The sequence below is a fragment of the Agromyces sp. Y575 genome, from assembly GCF_059445445.1.
This window is the reverse complement of record NZ_JCAIUI010000002.1, coordinates 45424-61446: the sequence shown is the minus strand read 5'-3', so window position 1 is coordinate 61446 and position 16023 is coordinate 45424. Positions and strand designations below refer to the sequence as shown.

Below are 16023 nucleotides of genomic sequence, written 5' to 3'. Positions count from 1 at the left end.
CATGAGCATCGAACTCTCGAGAAGCAACACCACGGCACGACTGCGGTCACGATGGCGCGACATCTCCAGCCGGTGGATGTTCATGCTGCCCGCGACGTTGCTGCTGGTCGCGGTACTGGCGTACCCGTTGATCTACACACTGCAGATCAGCTTCTCGGAGTTCGATCTCGCGTCGTTCGCTCCATCCGGGTGGGTCGGCTTCGAGAACTACACGGCGGCGTTCAAGAACGAGACCTTCCAGAACTCGTTGGTCGTCACCGGCATCTACCTCGTGCTGGCGTTGCCGATCCAGATCATCCTGGGGTTCGCCATCGCGTACCTGATGAACGCCGAGTGGAGGGGGCGCGGAGTGATCCGCGCACTCTTCCTCATCCCGATGGTCGTGGCACCGGTCGTCTCCGGCGGCATCTGGAAGATGATCCTCGACCCGCTCTGGGGCGGCGTCAGCTGGTTCCTGGGGCTGTTCGGAATCCCCCCGATCGACTGGTTCGGAGACGCCACGATGTCGATGATCAGCATCGTGATGATCGACACGTGGCGCTCCGTTCCATTCGTCGCCCTCATCGCCTCGGCCGCGCTGCTCGCACTGCCGAAGGACATCTTCGAAGCGGCGAAGGTCGACGGGGCGAACTGGTGGCAGACGCTTCGCTCCGTCAGCCTCCCCCTGCTCGCACCGATCATCGCCGCGACCTTCATCGTGCGATGGCTGGGCGCGGTGAAGATGTTCGACGTCGTGCTGGCGACGACGAATGGCGGGCCGGGCGAAGCCACCAATGTCGTGAACCTCTACATCTACCAGCAGGCCTTCCGCCTGCTGAAGTTCAGCGAATCATCCGCCATGGCCGTGATCGTGCTCGTCATCACGATGATCCTGACCTTCGTCTTTCTCTACGGCAGCAAGAAGCTGGAGGACCGACTGTGACCGCGCTCAGCACTCGGCAAAGGGAAGAACAGCGATTCGACTCGCCGCCACGCCGCCTCGCCACGGCTCGGCCGCGTGGGGAACGCGCTCGCATCTGGTCTGGCGTGATCATCTGCGTGCTGTTCCTCCTGCCGCTCCTGTGGATGCTGCTGACGTCGTTCAAGGAGCAGCGCGACATCTTCACGATTCCGCCCACGATCTTCTTCGAACCGACCCTCGACCAGTACTTCTGGGCGTTCGAGCGAGGCGATCTCGGGCCGAAGCTCGTCAACACCATCATCGTCGCGCTCGGCGCCGGAGTACTGTCGCTCTTCGCCGGGGCGATGGCCGGCTACGCGCTGTCAAGGCTCAAGATCAAGGGCGCTGCGACGATCGGCGTGCTGATCCTCGTGTCGCGCGGTGTGCCGCCGATCGCCCTCGCCGTGCCGATGTTCCTGGTGGCGCGCACGCTCGGCATCACCGATACGCACATCACGCTGATCCTCGCCTACTGCTCGTTCGTCATCCCCTACGTCATGTGGCTCATGCGCGGATTCTTCCTCGCGCTGCCGAAGGAGCTCGAGGAATCGGCGATGCTCGACGGTTGCTCCAGAATGGGCGCGTTCTTCCGCATCATCGTGCCCATCTCGGCACCGGGCCTGATCTCGACGTTCATCTTCAGCATCATCCTCGCCTGGGAAGAGCTGCTGTTCGCGCTCGTGCTGACCAACCGCAACGCGACCACCATTCCGGTGGCCATCGCGGGCATGGCCGGTGACACCGAGAACGGCGCGAACTGGGGAGCGTTGTCGGCCGCCGGCATGCTGACCGTCGTGCCGGTCGTCATCCTGGCCCTCATCGTGCAGAAGTGGCTGATCCGCGGCCTCGCCGACGGCGCCACGAAGGGATGACGCGGACGTGACCAACCAACGCCGGCCCCGGCGGAAGAGATACCAACGATCGAATGGAGAACTGAAGTGAGACTCCCCCTCAAGGAAGTCATGCAGGGCGGGGAACGCATCACCGAGCGGGAGATCACCTCGCCGGTCGACCTCTGCCTGGACTCGGGCCGGCTGAATCCCGATGCCGTCGGGTGGACCCGCACCCCGCTCCACCGCACGAAGCTGCGGGGGTGGGGGCGGAACAAGCGCTTCGAATACTGGTCGATCGTCACACCCACCCTGATCTTCACCATGAACATCTCGCACCACGACTACCGGGCGAATGTCTCGGTGACGCACATCGATCGCACCTCGTACGAAGAGATCCGGCAGGGCGGAAACACCTGGTTCCCGCGCCGCGGCGGGCTCAAGGACACTCAGGTCGGCGAGCCGATGGAGGCGTCGCGCAAAGACGTCGTCGTTCGCATGACCCCGGCGGGAGACGGCACCGTGCTGCACGCGAGGTCGGCCCGCATCGAGGTCGACGTGCGGGTGGTCGCCGAGGAGGGCCACGAATCCATGGGCGTCGTCGTGCCGTGGAGCGACACCCACTTCCAGTACACGAAGAAGGACAACTGCCTGCGCGCCGAGGGCCACATCGTGGTCGACGGCGTCACGCACGAGATCGATGCCGCCACGTCGTACGCCGTGCACGATCGGGGTCGCGGACGCTGGCCGTACTTCACGTTCTGGAACTGGGGCGCCGGCAACGGTCGCACCGCGAACGGCGAAGAACTCGGTCTGCAGTTCGGCGGCAAATGGACCGACGGCACGCCCTCGACCGAGAACTGGGTGCGCATCGGCGGACGTCTCTCCAAGATCAGTTCGCATCTCGATTGGCGTTACGACCCGAACGACTGGCTCGCGCCGTGGTCGTTGCGGGGTCCGGGTGTCGCCGTCGTGTTCACGCCGCAACGCCACCTCAGGCACCTGTTCGACCGCTGGATCGTCAAGAGCCGAGGCGACACGTGCTTCGGTCACTTCTCAGGGGTCATCGCCCTCGATGACGGCGACATCGTGGAGTTCGCCGACGTCTTCGGCCACGTCGAGGAGGTCGAGCGGCGGTGGTGATCACGCGAACTGCTGGCACACTGTAGACATGCCCGCAGCCGCACTGATGCAACAACTCGCCCGAACCATCGATGCACATGAGTGGGAATCCCTCGCCGGACTGCTCCATCCCGAGTTCTCATGCCGATACGTGCACACCGGGGAGACATTCGACCGCGACAGCTGGGTTCGGGTGAATGCGGAGTACCCCGGGTTCCAGAACTTCGTGCTCGAGGACTGCGTGGCCGACGGCGAACGTGCCGCAGCCCGGGCGCATGTCAGCGGGTTGAGCGAGGGGCAGATGCAGCATTTCGAGGTCGCGACATTCATCGAAGTGCGCGGTGGCCTCATCTCCGAGATGACCGAAGTGTGGACTGACGTCGACCAGGCCGCTCCAGACGGCACCCGGCCGTGACGCTGCGCCGCTGCCACGGCGCTCACGACCTGACGGCCGGGACCTCGAGTTCCGTCAAGAAGCTCCGCCAGGTCCGCGCGCCGCGGTCGGCTCCCGCACCCGCGAGGTTCTCACCCGCGCGGTAGGCGCGGCCGACGGCGCCGGGCACGCGGATCGGGAGGCGGCCGCGCCGTTGCCGAGCACCCGTCACCTCGGTGAAGGTCGCCACGAGCTGTGCCACATCGAGCACCTCAGGTCCGGCCAGGTCCGCGACTCGGCCGGCCGGCGCGCCGAGTGCGAGCTCGGCGAGCCGGGCGGCGACCTCGTCGCGGTCGACCGGCTCGAAGCGGAGGCCGCCGGGTACCGGGAGCAGCGGCATCCGCGCCATGCCTCGTGCGAGCGGGAGCACGAACTCGTGCAACTGTGCGGCACGCAGTACGGTCCACGGCACTCCTGATTCGGCGATCACCCGTTCGGCCTCCGCCTTCGCCCTGAAGTAACCGATCGGCATGCGGTCGGCGCCGACGACCGAGATGAGCACGAGGTGACGCACCCCGGCCTCGCGCGCCGCGACAGCGAGGTTTCGCGCGGCGACATCGTCGCCCTTCGCTCCTCCGGCGAGGTGCAGCACGACGTCGACGCCGTCGAGCGCGGCGGCGAGTCCATGCCCGGCGACGGTGTCGCCTGCGACATGCTGGATGCCGGGCTCGGCACCACGCGGATGCCGCGACAGAATTCGGATGTCGCGGCCGGCCTCGCGCAGCAGCGGCACCACGCGGCTGCCGATGTTGCCGGTACCGCCGGTCACGAGCAGAGGTGCGTTCATTGGTCGAGTTCCTCTCATGTCACATTCGAGGGCGTTCCCTCGTCGATATCCCGACGATCGAACTCGAGGAGATGTGACATGACCGATCGAAGAATCTTGGCGCGGCGGTTCGAAACCGAGCGGCCGAGGCTGCGGGCCATCGCCACGCAGCTGCTCGGCTCCGCCGCCGATGCCGATGACGCCGTGCAGGAGACCTGGCTTCGGCTCGAGCGAGTGGATGCCGCGGGCATCGACAATCTCGAGGCGTGGCTGACGACGGTGGTCTCGCGGGTCAGCCTCGACCTGCTGCGCGCGCCGCGCCGCAAGCGCGAGCATTCGTGGCAGGTCGAGCCTTGGCGTGACGAACCGGTTGCGACCGAGGCCGACCCCGCCGAACTCGCCGCGCAGAGCGACCGCGTGAGCGTCGCGCTGCTCGTGCTGCTCGAGATGCTCAGCCCCGCGGAGCGGATCGCGCTCGTGCTGCACGACGTCTTCGGCCAGTCGTTCGACGAGGTCGCGGTCGTGCTCGATCGTTCGCCAGAGGCTGTGCGGCAGCTTGCCTCTCGGGCCCGCCGGCGTGTGCGCGGCGCCGAAGAGCCGGCGCGGCCGGATCGGGAACGTGGCAGGCGCATCGTGAATGCGTGGCTCGCCGCCGCTCAGCACGGAGACATCGGCGCGCTGCTCGAGCTGCTCGACGACGGCGCGGTGCTGCGCGCGGACTACGGCACGTCGATGCAGCTCGTCGAGGGTTCCCGGGCGATCGCCGAGCAGGCCGTGCTCTCGGGCCGTCTCGCCGCGCACTCGACGCCGATCCTGATCGACGGCCAACCGGGTGTCGCCGCGGTGATGAACGGACGCGTCGTCTCGATCATGGCGTTCGAGCTCGACGGCGACCGGATCGTCGGCCTGGAGGTGCTCGCGGACCCGAGCCGGCTCGAGTCGCTCGGCGTCGACCGGATCGTGGGCGGCGGCGCAAGCTGATCGCGGCAGCGCTCGCGTCTTCGCCTGCGCTTGCGCTGCGCCTGCGAATGCTAGCGAACGTCGGCGAACTCAACTTGCAGACGATGTTGTTCACGAAATTGCTTGCCATAATGTCAACAATCTGAGTATGGTGCGTGCAAGCGCGGCGTTTCCCCGCCGGGCATTTTCCCCAATGGAGAGGAAGATCGTGGCAGGCAACCAACCCCGAAGAGATTCGGAGAGACAGGGTCCTCAATCCGCTCGTCGAGCGGCACGCGCATTCGGCCGGGCGGCGACCGCCCTCGGCACGGCTGCGCTCATGGTCATGCTCGGTGGGGCGCCGATGGCGACCGCCGCGGCATCCGCACATCGCTCTGCACCCGACGCGGAAGACGCGAAGCTCGCCTTCGACGACTCCGCCTACACGACCCTGACGGTCGCCATCGACGGCACCTCCACGCAGGTGCGCTGGTACAAAGAGGTCTGCTACGTCGCGGACCCGATCCTGATGTCGAGCACGCAGGGTCAGAACACCATCGCCAACCCCGCCTGCGGCTATCAGAGCATGAACGTCTTCGTGCCAGAGAGCGCCGCCGCCGACCAGGACGCGGCGATTTACTTCGCCGTCAACAACAGCGGATGGTTCGCGAGCTACATCCGGGCATCGGTGACCGACGGCGCCCAGTTCGACAGCACCACGAGCAACGTCGGCGCTGCACTCAAGGCCGGATTCGTCTTCGTCGACGTCGCTTCGCGTTCGCGCGGCGTCGTGGCAGCCGACGCGAGCTATGCCGGGAAGGCCCCGGCGCCCGTCGTCGACGCGAAGGCCGCCGTACGGTACCTGCGCCTCAATGACGCCGTCATGCCCGGCAGCGCCGAGCGCGTCGTCATCAACGGAACGAGTGGGGGCGGGGCACTCGTCTCGATCCTCGGCGCCTCCGGCAACAGCCCGGACTACGACCCCTTCCTCGCCGAGATCGGCGCAGCGGGAATCTCGTCGAGAGGCAAGAGCACGATCGACGACGACGTGTTCGCCGTGGCCGCGTACTGCCCGATCACCGACCTCGGCCACGCCGACATCTCGTACGAATGGCTGTTCTCGACGCTCGGCACACGGGCAACCGTCGGATCCACCGCCGACCCGGCGACGAGTGCCGCGCTCGCCGCTGACTTTCCGGACTACGAGAAGTCCCTTCGCCTGACGGCAGCCGACGGCACCCGGCTCACCGCCGACAACATGCTCGACGAGATCAGGGGCGAGGTCATCAACTCGGCCGTCACGTACATGCGAGCCGATCCCGCCAACGTCGTCCCCGACCTCGGCGAGGACATCGTCTACACGAGCCCGGGGTCGCCGGGGTCGCCGCCGAAGTCGGGCACCTACACGAACGACTGGATCGACGTCGACAACGACGCGAACACCGTGCTCTCGATGGACATGGAGCGCTATCTCGCGTTCCTCGGCACGCAGGCGACGCTCAAGCAGGCACCCTCGTTCGACCAGACCGGGGTGAACAACCTCACGGCGGGGGAGTCGAGCCTGTTCGGCACCTCCGCGCAGGTCTACTCGAACTTCACCGAGTACAGCTGGGAGCACAACGCCATCGCGGGCGATGGGGTCGGCCTCGACGACACCGGGCTCACGTGGGCGCGGTTCATCCGTCAGCGCAGCACCGTCGTCGATGAGCAGGTCGACCTCGTCGATCCCATGCGCTTCATCGGCACGAGCGCCGACACGGCGCCGTACTGGTACGTGCGCCACGGCACGCGCGACCGCGATACTGCGCTCACGATCTCGCTCAACCTCGACCGGGCACTCGAATCCGATCGGGACGTGCGCGACGTGAACTACCGTCTCGCCTGGGATCGCCCGCACTCCGGCAACTACGACGTGCCCGAGGCCATGCAGTGGATCGAGAATGCGCTCGCCGCGGCCGATGCGCGACTCGCGACAGTGACGGTATCGAGCGGGTCGTGGTCGCAGACGGTCGTGGTGACCGGCAGCGAGCCGGAGGTCACGGTGCCGAAGGGAGTCAGCCGGGTCTCCATCGCTGCGACCGCGACATCAGCGGATGCCTCGGTGAAGGCGCCGAAGTCCGTGCAGGTGTCATCGCACCACCGGAATGCGAAAGCGGAGATCGTCGTCACCTCTGCCGATGGAAGTGATCGACGCAGCTACACCCTCAGTGTGAAGCCCGGTCGCTGAGATGACTCGAAGCCCCCTTCGCCGCGCGGCGGAGGGGGCTTCGTGCGGTCTCAGCGGTCGGATGCGATGCCGGTCATCGCCCCCGTCATGGTCTTCGCGCGTTGGATCTCCTCCCAGATCCGCGTGCGCAGCACACCGAAGCGCTCGGCCGACCGGGTGGTGATCTGGTCGCGTTCTGCGGGAAGGTCGATCGTCACGTCATCGAGCACCACAGTCGGCGAACTGGTGAGCACGATGACCCGCTCGGCGAGATAGACCGACTCGTCGATGTCATGGGTGACGAAGAGGATCGTGACGCCGAGCGTCTTCCAGATGCGCCGGATGAGGTCCTCGAGGTCGGCGCGCGTCTGCGCGTCGACCGCCGCGAACGGTTCGTCCATGAGGAGCACCTGCGGCCGATACGCCACTGCGCGTGCGATCGCGACGCGCTGCTGCATGCCACCCGACAGCTGCCAGGGGTACTTGGTCGCCGCGTCTGAGAGCCCGACCGCCTCGAGTGCCTCGGCGACGCGTTGGCGGCGCTCGGCCTTCGGCATCCGAGCGGACTTCAACGGCAGCTCGACGTTCGCCTCGACGCTCATCCAGGGGAAGAGGCTTCGCCCGTACTCCTGGAACACGACCGCCATCGTCTTGGGCGGGCCGACGATGGGCGAGCCGTGCAGTTCCAGCCGGCCGCTCGTCGCGGGCAGGAGCCCGGCGATGCATTTCAGCAGGGTCGTCTTGCCGGCGCCCGATGGCCCGACGATGCAGACGAGCTGACCGGCAGGCACGGTGAAGGTCAGGTTGCGCACCGCCTCAACGTCGTCGCCGGTCGGCGAGGAGTACACCTTCCGCAGCCCGTCGACGACGAGCATCGGCGCCGCGTCGGCGCGCGAGGGTTCAGGATTCACGCTGGACCTCCCTGAGTCCGTGGTACCAGCGGAGGATCCGCCGTTCGATGAGTCGGAACACGGCGCTCAACCCCAGTCCGATGAGACCGAGCAGCAGGATGCCGCTCCACATCTCGGGCACGGCGAAATTGCGCTGGAATTGCACGATGGTGAACCCCAGCCCCGACGATGAGGCGAACATCTCGGAGATGACCATGAGGATCAGGCCGATCGACAGCGACTGCCGTACGCCCGTGAGAATCTGCGGGGCCGCCGACGGCAGCACGAGATGGCGCAGCCGGAAGCCTCCTTCGATGTGGTAGCTGCGACTGGTCTCGCGCATGACCTCGTCGGTCGCGCGGACGCCCTCGACGGTGTTGAGGAGGACCGGCCAGATCGCGCCCGAGATGATCACCGCGACCTTCATCTGATCGTTCACCCCGATGATGAGCATGAGGAGCGGCACGAGCACCGGCGGTGGGATCGCCCGGAAGAACTCGAGCAGCGGCTCGAGCAGCCGGCGGATCGTGCGAGCGGATCCGATGACGACGCCGATCACGATGCCGAGCACGATCGCACATGCGAGGCCGGTGAACAGACGGCCGAGACTTGGCAGCACGTCCTCCCAGAAGCGCGGTCCGAACCAGGTCGTGACGAAGGTCTCGAGCAACTGATCGGGCGTCGGTACGAAGAATGAAGCGCCACCCACGGTCGCCGCCCACCAGGCAGCGATGAGGACCAGAGGAAGGCCGATGACGTACGCGAACGACTTCAGAGCGTTCATGCCTCGAGCTCCGATCGCACCGAGGTGTGCCAGGCGAGGGCCCGCCGCTCGACCAGGCGTGCGAGAAGGTTGATGGCGACGCCGATGAGGCCTGTCGCGAGCACGAGCGCGTACATCTCCACGACGGCGCCGCCGGACTGGGCGAGGGCGATCTGCTTGCCGAGGCCGTCGGTGCCGATGATGAGCTCCGACGTGATGGCGAGGATGAGCGCGATGGTCGCGGCGAGTCGCACCCCGGTCATGAGATACGGCAGTGTGGTGGGCCAGACGACGTGACGGATGCGGCTGAGTCGTCGCAGTCCATAGCTTCGCGCGGTGGCATCGGCCACCGGGTCGACATCCTGGGTGCCGTAGATCACTTGGAGCAGCACCTGCCAGAACGCGGCGTAGACGATGAGGAGCAGGCTCGACTGGATCTTCGTCCCGAAGAGGAGGACGGCGAGGGGGATGAGGGCGACGGAGGGGATCGGCCGCAGGAACTCGATCGTCGACCGCGTGGCCCGCTCGAGGAAACGGCTCGACCCGATGAGGAACCCGAGGAGCGTTCCGGCGACGACGGCGATCGCGAGGCCGATGGCCCAGCTCGTCATCGTGGCGCCGACACTGCGCCAGAATGCTCGGTCGGCGAGGTCGCCGGCGAGCTGGAGGAGCACTTCTCCGGCGGGAGGGAGGAACCGGGGGTCGACGAGGCCGAGTCGGGACACCGCCTCCCAGAGGAGCAGGAACCCGATGATGCCGGCCGAACCGAGCAGCGCGGTGCGGCCCCGCCCGGGACGGCGGGCGCGCCGCCGTCCCGGGGAGGCCGCCGTTGTGGTGGTTGGCTCCGAACCCGTCAGGGTCACGGAAGCAGTACGTCGAGATCGGGCGCCTGGGTGAGCACCCCGTAGGACTGCGCCGCCTCGGCGAGCTTCTCCATGGCACCGCGATCGATTTCGAGGGGCCAGGTCGGCAGCACGATCTTCTCGAGCGTCTCGGGCGGCGTCTTGGTGTACGTCGCGATGATCTCGCGCACGGCGTCGGGGTTCTCCTGCGCGTACTCGAGCGACTTCTGCATCGCCGACTGGAACTTCTCGACGATCTCGGGGTCGCTCTCGATGAAATCGGTCGTCGTGAAGTACGACGCGACGTCGAGCTTCGGGTCGAACTCGGCGTAGGCGTAGGAGACGACCCGATCGCCGGCCTCGATCGCCGCGGTGACGAACGGCTCGACGACGAACGCCGCGTCGACCTGGCTGTTCTCGACCGCCGCGATGGCGTCGGGGAAGGGCACCTCGACGAAGGAGATGGTCGAAGAATCCGCTCCGGCATCGTCGACGAGGGTGCGCACGATCGTGTCATTGATGTTGCCGAGGCTGTTGCTCGAGACGGTCTTGCCGGCGAGGTCGGTCACGGACTGGATCGGCGAGTCGCCCTTGACGATGATCGCGCCGAAGTCGGAATCGGTGTCACCGGTCGTCGCGACGGCGGAGCTCACCGCCTTGAGGGGCAGCCCCTTCTCGGCCGCCACCATGAGCGAGAGCATGTTGCTGAAGCCGAATTGGTAGTCGCCTGCGACGACGGCCGGCACGATGGCGGCACCGCCGGTGGCGGTCTCGATGGTGAGATCGAGCCCGGCCTCCTCGAAGAAGCCCTGCGCGTCGCCGAGGTAGAGGGGTGCGGTGTCGGCGATCGGGATCACGCCCACCGTGACGGGGGTGAGCTCGGCCGCACTGGCGCTCGCGGCCGGGGTCTCGGTGCCGGCTTCGGAGTCGGTGCATCCGGAAAGGGCCAGCAGGGCCACCGCGGCGACCCCGATCATGCTGATGCGATTCATGTCACTCCGTTGTGAGGGAAGGCGGCCCCGCCAGGACGCTTCGTCCGGCCAGGCTGGTTGCCGTGTCTGCGGCGACCCTACGGCTGTTCAAGAATCACTGTCAATAACGTGACCAGAATTGTTAGCAATCGGATGCAATGCCCGTCGCTGTTCACCGGAGCTGTGGTATCGACTGCCCGTGGTCGTCGAGCGTGTGCAGCGTGGTGATGACGCTGCCGATGTGGTCGCCCATGAGTCGACCGGCCCGCTCTGCGTCGTGGGCGCAGACCGCGTCGATGATCGCCAGGTGTTCGGGCAGCGAGACACTCGGGCGGCCGGGCACGAGGGAGAGCCGGAACTGATGTCGCACCATCTGGCCGTTGAGCTGCTCGATGATGCGGGCCGCGGCGGCGTGGTGCGCGATTTCTCGCAGACGGGAGTGGAGCGTGGCGTTCAGGTCGGAGTAGCGCATGAGCTCGCCCTGCTCGACAGCGACGCGCATGCTCTCGCCGAGAACGCGGAGCTCGTCGATCTCGGCATCGCCGACCTGCTCGGCGGCCCGCGCCGCGACCAGTGCTTCGACGGCTTGCCGGATCTCGGTGATCTCGACCGCTTCGTCGACCGAGATCTCGCGCACGCGAGCGCCCCGATTCGGCTGCAGCTCGACGAGGCCGTCGGCGGCGAGCTGCAGCAGCGCGTTGCGGATGACGAATCTGCCGGCGCCGTAGCGCTCGGCGAGTTCGGCCTCGATGAGCCGCTGGCGCGGTGCGAAGTCCCCGCGGAGGATTGCACTCCGCAACTGGGCATGGACATCTTGGAGGTTGCTCACCGACCGCCCCTTCCCTGAATCGACATCGATGATCTGCGATTCTCAGTCACGCCGAGACGTCCGCCACGCAGCTTCGCTCGACTCATTCTGTCGCCCGACGGGTCGTCAGCAAAATTGTTGACAATAGTTGCGACACTCGGCAGAGTGGTGTCGCACATCGATCTGGAGGTTCAATGTCGAATCAGTCTCCGCTTCTCGTGGTCACCGCGCACCCTGGCGACTTCGTCTGGCGAGCCGGCGGTGCGATCGCTCTCGCCGCTTCACGCGGGCAGCGCGCGGTCATCGCCTGCCTGTCCTTCGGCGAACGGGGTGAATCCGCGAGCGCCTGGCGCGCAGGGAAGAGCCTCGACGAGATCAAGGAGCTCCGCCGCGAAGAGGGCCAGACCGCGGCCGACGCGCTCGGTGCCGAGGTGCGGTTCTTCGACGCCGGCGACTATCCGCTCCGCGAGAGCGACGAACTCCTGGCGAGCCTCATCGGCCTCTATCGCGAGGTGCAACCCGACGTCGTGCTCACGCACGCCGCCGCCGACCCCTACAACATGGACCACCCGAAGGCCGCCGAGATCGCGCTCCACGCTCGCGTGCTCGCGCAGGCTCCCGGCGTCTCCGGCCCCGGGGAGGTCATCGGCGCGCCGCCCGTGTTCGCGTTCGAGCCCCACCAGAGCGAGGTGTGCGGCTTCGTTCCGAACGTGCTGCTCGACATCAGCGAAGTCTGGGAGAAGAAGGTCGCCGCCATGCATGCGCTCGGCGCACAGGGGCACCTCGTCGAGTACTACACCGACCTCGGCAAGCGCCGTGGCGTGCAGGCCAAGCGCAACAGCGGTCCGAACCTCGGCTTGCCGGTGCACGCCTACGCCGAGGCGTTCCAGCGGTACTACCCGCAGGTCGCATCGGAACTGGCCTGACCATGGGCCGCCACTACGTCGTCCGCGAAATCGACCGTGCACCGGCGGAGGTGATCGAACGCCTCGCCGGCGCCGGAGTCGCGAGCGTCCACGAGGCGGCGGGCCGCGTCGGCCTCGTCGGGCCGCGGATCACCGCCCGGCTTCCGGGAGCGTCGGTCGGAGGCTCGGCCGTCACCGTGCTCAGCCACCCCGGCGACAATCTCATGATCCACGCCGCCGTCGAGGTGTGCCGACCGGGCGACGTGCTCGTCGTCGCGACGACGAGCGGATCCACCGACGGCATGTTCGGCGATCTGCTCGCCACCTCGCTGCGCTCCCGCGGGGTGGTCGGACTCGTGATCGACGCCGGGGTGCGCGACGTCGCGACCCTGCGCGAGATGGGCTTCCCGGTGTGGTCGCGCGCCGTGCACGCCCAGGGCACGGTCAAGGCGAGCCCGGGATCGGTCAACGTGCCCGTCGTGATCGCGGGCCAGGCGGTGCACCCCGGCGACATCATCGTGGCCGACGACGACGGCGTGGTCGTGTTGCCGATCAGACGCGGCGCCGACGTCGCGGATGCCGCGGACCGCCGCCGAGCGAACGAGGAGGCCAAGCGCGCCACGCTCGCGTCGGGCACCCTCGGGGTCGACCTGTACGAGCTGCGACCTCTCCTCGCCGAACTCGGCGTCGCCTATGTGGATCGTCTTCCGGAAGGCACCGATCGATGAGCAGCCGAATCACGGTGCTCGGCCTCGGCGAGGCGGGTCGTGCGTTCGCGACCTCGCTCTCGGCGCGGGCCGTGGTGACCGGGTGGGATCCGTTCGCGACGGGCGCGGTCGACGGTGTGCGAATCGCGGCATCCGGCGAGGAGGCCGTCGCCGAAGCGGATGCCGTGCTCGCCTTCACGACCGCCGAGCACAGCGCAGACGCACTCGCGACGACCATCGCCGCAGCGCCGCGATCTGCCGTTCACGCCGACTTCGCCACCGCCGGGCCGCGCGCGAAGGCGGAACTCGCGGCACGCGCAGCGGCCGCCGGCATTCGATTCGCCGACGCGGCGATCATGGCACCCGTCCGTCGTGGTGCCGACCGCACGCCGGTATTGGTCTCCGGCGAACCGGTCGCGACCGAGGCGCTGCGTGCCATCCTCGGCGAGGCGGGCTACCCCGTCGAGGTGCTCGACGGTCCCGCCGGGACATCCGCTGCTCGAAAGCTGCTGCGCAGCCTCCTCGTCAAGGGACTCACGGGTGTGATGATCGAATCGCTCCGCGCGGCCGAGGCGCAGGGGCTCTCCGACTGGTTCGGTGAGCATCTCGTCGAGACCCTCGAACGGCTGGATCGGCCGACGCTCGCGGGCCTGCTCGACGGCACCCGGCAGCACAGCGGGCGGCGCGTCGAGGAGATGACGGCGGCGGCCGAGATGGTCGAGGCGGAGGGCGGCCGTGCCGACATCGCGCGCGCCGTGGCCGAGGTCCTGCGATCCGTCGCAAGCGACGGGGTTCCGAACGGAGGGCACCTGTGACCGACGGCATCCGGTGCATGCTGATGCGCGGCGGCACCTCGAAGGGCGCCTACTTCCTCGCCTCGGACCTTCCCGACGACGACGCCGAGCGTGATGACCTACTGCTCCGGGTGATGGGTTCGCCCGACCCGCGCCAGATCGACGGGCTCGGCGGGGCGCACCCGCTGACGAGCAAGGTCGCCGTGGTCGGCCCGTCGACGCATCCCGACGCGGATGTCGACTACCTCTTCCTCCAGGTGGTGCCCGACCGGCCGATCATCAGCGATCGGCAGACCTGCGGCAACCTCCTCGCGGGCGTGGGGCCGTTCGCGATCGAGCGCGGGCTCGTGGCGGCAGGCGGCGAGGAGACCGAGGTGCGCATCCGCATCGTGAACCCGACTCCGAGCATCGTCGTGGCCCGTGTGGCGACCCCGGGCGGCGCGGTGCGCTACGACGGCGACACCGAGATGGCGGGCGCGCCGTTCCCCGCGGCCGCGATTCCGCTCGACTTCCCGGGCGACGGCCGGCCCGCGTTCCCGACCGGGCGGCTCGTCGACCGTTTCGACGGCATCGACGTGACGTGCGTCGACGCCGGCATGCCGGTCGTGCTCCTCCGCGCATCTGACCTGGGCCTCGACGGCGACGAGTCGCCCGCTGAACTCGAAGCGAACGACGACCTCCGCCGCCGCCTCGAGCGGATCCGGCTCGCCGCCGGCCGAGCCATGGGTCTCGGCGAAGTGCGCGACTCGACGGTGCCGAAGCTCACGATCGTCTCGCCCGCACGCGACGGCGGCCTCGTGACCACGCGCACCTTCATTCCGCATCGCGTGCACGAGGCGATCGGCGTTCTCGGCGCAGTCTCGGTCGCCGTCGGATGCCTCGCCGAAGGCACGATCGCGACCGTCGGCGCACCCGCTTCGGGCCCGTGCCGGGTGGAGCATCCGACCGGCGCACTCGAGGTCGACGTCGAACTGGCGGGGGCCGGAGCCGCGACGTCCGTCGCCCGGAGTACGCTCGTGCGAACCGCCCGCAAGATCATGGATGGGCAGGTCTGGCCTCGCCCGCAGAGAACGGCAGCTGACGCGCCCGACGAAGGAGCCACGTGAACGAGCATGCGACCCCGCGCCTGACGCACGATCCCGAAACGCGTCGCGACATCGCCCATGTCGGGCCCATCGAGCTCTACACCCCCGTGCTCGAAGCGAGCCGCGACTTCTTCGTCGATCTCATGGCGATGCGCGAGGTGGCCCGCGACGAGACATCCGTGTACCTGCACGCGTGGGATGACTACCAGTCGTACACCGTGCGGCTCATCGAGCGGGAGCAACCGGGCATCGGGCGTACGTACCTCCGTGGTGCGAGCCCGCAGGCGGTCGAGCGCGTGGGGGAGCGCATCGCGTCGGCCGGGCTCGCGCGCGGCACGGACGACTCGGTGCGGGGCCTCGGCGAAGTGCTGCTGTTCGACGACCCCGACGGGCACCCGATGGGGCTGTACTGGGACGTCGACTGGTACGAGGCAGATGAGACGGACACGCCTGCGCTGAAGAACCAGGCGGCCGCCTTCCCCGGCCGGGGCGCGAACGTGCGCCGCCTCGACCACGTGAACTACCTGACCGGACACGTGCCCGAGACGGCCGAGTTCCTCGGCGGCGTGCTCGGCGCCCGCTGCACCGAGCGCATCGTGACCGACGACGGCGAACCCAGCGCCGTCTGGTTCAATCTCGGCAACAAGACCTACGACCTCGTGTACACCGTCGACTGGACCGGGTCGCACGGGCGACTGCACCACGTGGCCTTCGCGACCGACACCCGCGAAGACATCCTCCGCGCCGCCGACGTGTTCCTCGAGGCGGGCATCCACATCGAGACCGGGCCGCACAAGCACGCGATCCAGCAGACCTTCTTCCTCTACGTCTGGGAGCCCGGCGGCAACCGGATCGAGTTGTGCAACGCCGGCGCCCGCGTCATCCTCGCCCCCGACTGGAAGACCATCAGCTGGACCGCCGCCGAACGCGCCAAGGGCCAGGCCTGGGGTCTGCAGACGATCGAGACCTTCCACACGCACGGCACGCCCATCGTGTGACGGCCCGAAGACGGCGAGAATGGC

The 16023-nt window shown here is 68.1% G+C and carries 17 protein-coding genes; 11 read left to right on the top strand and 6 right to left on the bottom strand.

Translation table 11 applies throughout. The features are described 5' to 3' along the window. Position 1 precedes the first annotated feature (1 nt). The 4 genes from AC1C2U_RS06450 (at position 2) to AC1C2U_RS06435 (ending at position 3307) form a co-directional block, all read left to right on the top strand. The gene (locus tag AC1C2U_RS06450; RefSeq protein WP_495360912.1) at positions 2-922 is read left to right on the top strand and encodes a carbohydrate ABC transporter permease; all 921 of its coding nucleotides are present in this window, start codon (positions 2-4) and stop codon (positions 920-922) included. A 104-nt stretch (positions 923-1026) separates the two neighbouring features. Beyond that, on the top strand, positions 1027-1812 hold the full coding sequence (locus tag AC1C2U_RS06445; RefSeq protein WP_495360911.1) for a carbohydrate ABC transporter permease: 786 nt from the start codon (positions 1027-1029) through the stop codon (positions 1810-1812). 66 nt (positions 1813-1878) lie between these two features. After that, entirely contained in the window at positions 1879-2913 is a 1035-nt protein-coding gene (locus tag AC1C2U_RS06440; RefSeq protein ID WP_495360910.1) for a DUF2804 domain-containing protein, read from the top strand. Between the two features lie 28 nt (positions 2914-2941). Further along, a complete protein-coding gene (locus tag AC1C2U_RS06435) occupies positions 2942-3307 on the top strand; it encodes a nuclear transport factor 2 family protein (protein ID WP_495360909.1) in 366 nt (121 codons plus the stop codon). A gap of 22 nt (positions 3308-3329) precedes the next feature. Here AC1C2U_RS06435 and AC1C2U_RS06430 read toward each other — a convergent pair whose 3' ends face one another. Further along, complete coding sequence (locus tag AC1C2U_RS06430; protein ID WP_495360908.1) at positions 3330-4112, bottom strand: SDR family oxidoreductase; 783 nt, start codon at positions 4110-4112, stop codon at positions 3330-3332. Between the two features lie 78 nt (positions 4113-4190). Here AC1C2U_RS06430 and AC1C2U_RS06425 point away from each other — a divergent pair, with 78 nt between their 5' ends. Together AC1C2U_RS06425 and AC1C2U_RS06420 are read left to right on the top strand one after the other, a co-directional pair. Beyond that, entirely contained in the window at positions 4191-5072 is an 882-nt protein-coding gene (locus AC1C2U_RS06425; protein WP_495360907.1) for a sigma-70 family RNA polymerase sigma factor, read from the top strand. Between the two features lie 298 nt (positions 5073-5370). Then, positions 5371-7257 (top strand): subtype B tannase, encoded by a 1887-nt coding sequence (locus AC1C2U_RS06420; RefSeq protein ID WP_495360906.1) that lies wholly within the window; start codon positions 5371-5373, stop codon positions 7255-7257. A gap of 50 nt (positions 7258-7307) precedes the next feature. Here AC1C2U_RS06420 and AC1C2U_RS06415 read toward each other — a convergent pair whose 3' ends face one another. The 5 genes from AC1C2U_RS06415 to AC1C2U_RS06395 form a co-directional block, all read right to left on the bottom strand. Beyond that, entirely contained in the window at positions 7308-8147 is an 840-nt protein-coding gene (locus tag AC1C2U_RS06415) for an ABC transporter ATP-binding protein (protein ID WP_495360905.1), read from the bottom strand. Next, a complete protein-coding gene (locus AC1C2U_RS06410; protein WP_495360904.1) occupies positions 8137-8910 on the bottom strand; it encodes an ABC transporter permease in 774 nt (257 codons plus the stop codon). Before AC1C2U_RS06410 ends, AC1C2U_RS06415 begins: the two co-directional genes overlap by 11 nt. After that, a complete protein-coding gene (locus tag AC1C2U_RS06405) occupies positions 8907-9752 on the bottom strand; it encodes an ABC transporter permease (RefSeq protein WP_495360903.1) in 846 nt (281 codons plus the stop codon). The genes AC1C2U_RS06410 and AC1C2U_RS06405 overlap by 4 nt, the downstream gene beginning before the upstream one ends. Next, positions 9749-10723 carry an ABC transporter substrate-binding protein gene (locus AC1C2U_RS06400; RefSeq protein ID WP_495360902.1) on the bottom strand — a complete coding sequence of 325 codons (975 nt, stop codon included), beginning with the start codon at positions 10721-10723 and terminating at the stop codon, positions 9749-9751. The genes AC1C2U_RS06405 and AC1C2U_RS06400 overlap by 4 nt, the downstream gene beginning before the upstream one ends. Before the next feature lie 151 nt (positions 10724-10874). Continuing rightward, on the bottom strand, positions 10875-11531 hold the full coding sequence (locus tag AC1C2U_RS06395) for a GntR family transcriptional regulator (protein WP_495360901.1): 657 nt from the start codon (positions 11529-11531) through the stop codon (positions 10875-10877). 173 nt (positions 11532-11704) lie between these two features. Between AC1C2U_RS06395 and AC1C2U_RS06390 the strand changes: the two genes are divergently transcribed. The 5 genes from AC1C2U_RS06390 to AC1C2U_RS06370 are packed head-to-tail and all read left to right on the top strand — an operon-like array spanning position 11705 to position 15999. Further along, on the top strand, positions 11705-12436 hold the full coding sequence (locus AC1C2U_RS06390) for a PIG-L deacetylase family protein (protein ID WP_495360900.1): 732 nt from the start codon (positions 11705-11707) through the stop codon (positions 12434-12436). 2 nt (positions 12437-12438) lie between these two features. Beyond that, positions 12439-13143, top strand: coding sequence for a 4-carboxy-4-hydroxy-2-oxoadipate aldolase/oxaloacetate decarboxylase (locus AC1C2U_RS06385; protein ID WP_495360899.1), 705 nt, complete (start codon positions 12439-12441; stop codon positions 13141-13143). Continuing rightward, positions 13140-13937 (top strand): NAD(P)-dependent oxidoreductase, encoded by a 798-nt coding sequence (locus tag AC1C2U_RS06380; RefSeq protein WP_495360898.1) that lies wholly within the window; start codon positions 13140-13142, stop codon positions 13935-13937. The genes AC1C2U_RS06385 and AC1C2U_RS06380 overlap by 4 nt, the downstream gene beginning before the upstream one ends. Then, a complete protein-coding gene (locus AC1C2U_RS06375; protein ID WP_495360897.1) occupies positions 13934-15022 on the top strand; it encodes a 4-oxalomesaconate tautomerase in 1089 nt (362 codons plus the stop codon). Before AC1C2U_RS06380 ends, AC1C2U_RS06375 begins: the two co-directional genes overlap by 4 nt. Next, positions 15019-15999 (top strand): VOC family protein, encoded by a 981-nt coding sequence (locus AC1C2U_RS06370; RefSeq protein WP_495360896.1) that lies wholly within the window; start codon positions 15019-15021, stop codon positions 15997-15999. Before AC1C2U_RS06375 ends, AC1C2U_RS06370 begins: the two co-directional genes overlap by 4 nt. Positions 16000-16023: the final 24 nt, after the last annotated feature.

What these genes read in the sequence shown, in the direction of transcription:
- AC1C2U_RS06450 (WP_495360912.1), top strand. Translation starts at nt 2, where the DNA reads ATGAGCATCGAACTCTCGAGAAGCAACACCACGGCACGACTGCGGTCA.
- AC1C2U_RS06435 (WP_495360909.1), top strand. Translation starts at nt 2,942, where the DNA reads ATGCCCGCAGCCGCACTGATGCAACAACTCGCCCGAACCATCGATGCA.
- AC1C2U_RS06430 (WP_495360908.1), bottom strand. Translation starts at nt 4,112, where the DNA reads ATGAACGCACCTCTGCTCGTGACCGGCGGTACCGGCAACATCGGCAGC.
- AC1C2U_RS06425 (WP_495360907.1), top strand. Translation starts at nt 4,191, where the DNA reads ATGACCGATCGAAGAATCTTGGCGCGGCGGTTCGAAACCGAGCGGCCG.
- AC1C2U_RS06420 (WP_495360906.1), top strand. Translation starts at nt 5,371, where the DNA reads ATGGTCATGCTCGGTGGGGCGCCGATGGCGACCGCCGCGGCATCCGCA.
- AC1C2U_RS06410 (WP_495360904.1), bottom strand. Translation starts at nt 8,910, where the DNA reads ATGAACGCTCTGAAGTCGTTCGCGTACGTCATCGGCCTTCCTCTGGTC.
- AC1C2U_RS06400 (WP_495360902.1), bottom strand. Translation starts at nt 10,723, where the DNA reads ATGAATCGCATCAGCATGATCGGGGTCGCCGCGGTGGCCCTGCTGGCC.
- AC1C2U_RS06390 (WP_495360900.1), top strand. Translation starts at nt 11,705, where the DNA reads ATGTCGAATCAGTCTCCGCTTCTCGTGGTCACCGCGCACCCTGGCGAC.
- AC1C2U_RS06385 (WP_495360899.1), top strand. Translation starts at nt 12,439, where the DNA reads ATGGGCCGCCACTACGTCGTCCGCGAAATCGACCGTGCACCGGCGGAG.
- AC1C2U_RS06380 (WP_495360898.1), top strand. Translation starts at nt 13,140, where the DNA reads ATGAGCAGCCGAATCACGGTGCTCGGCCTCGGCGAGGCGGGTCGTGCG.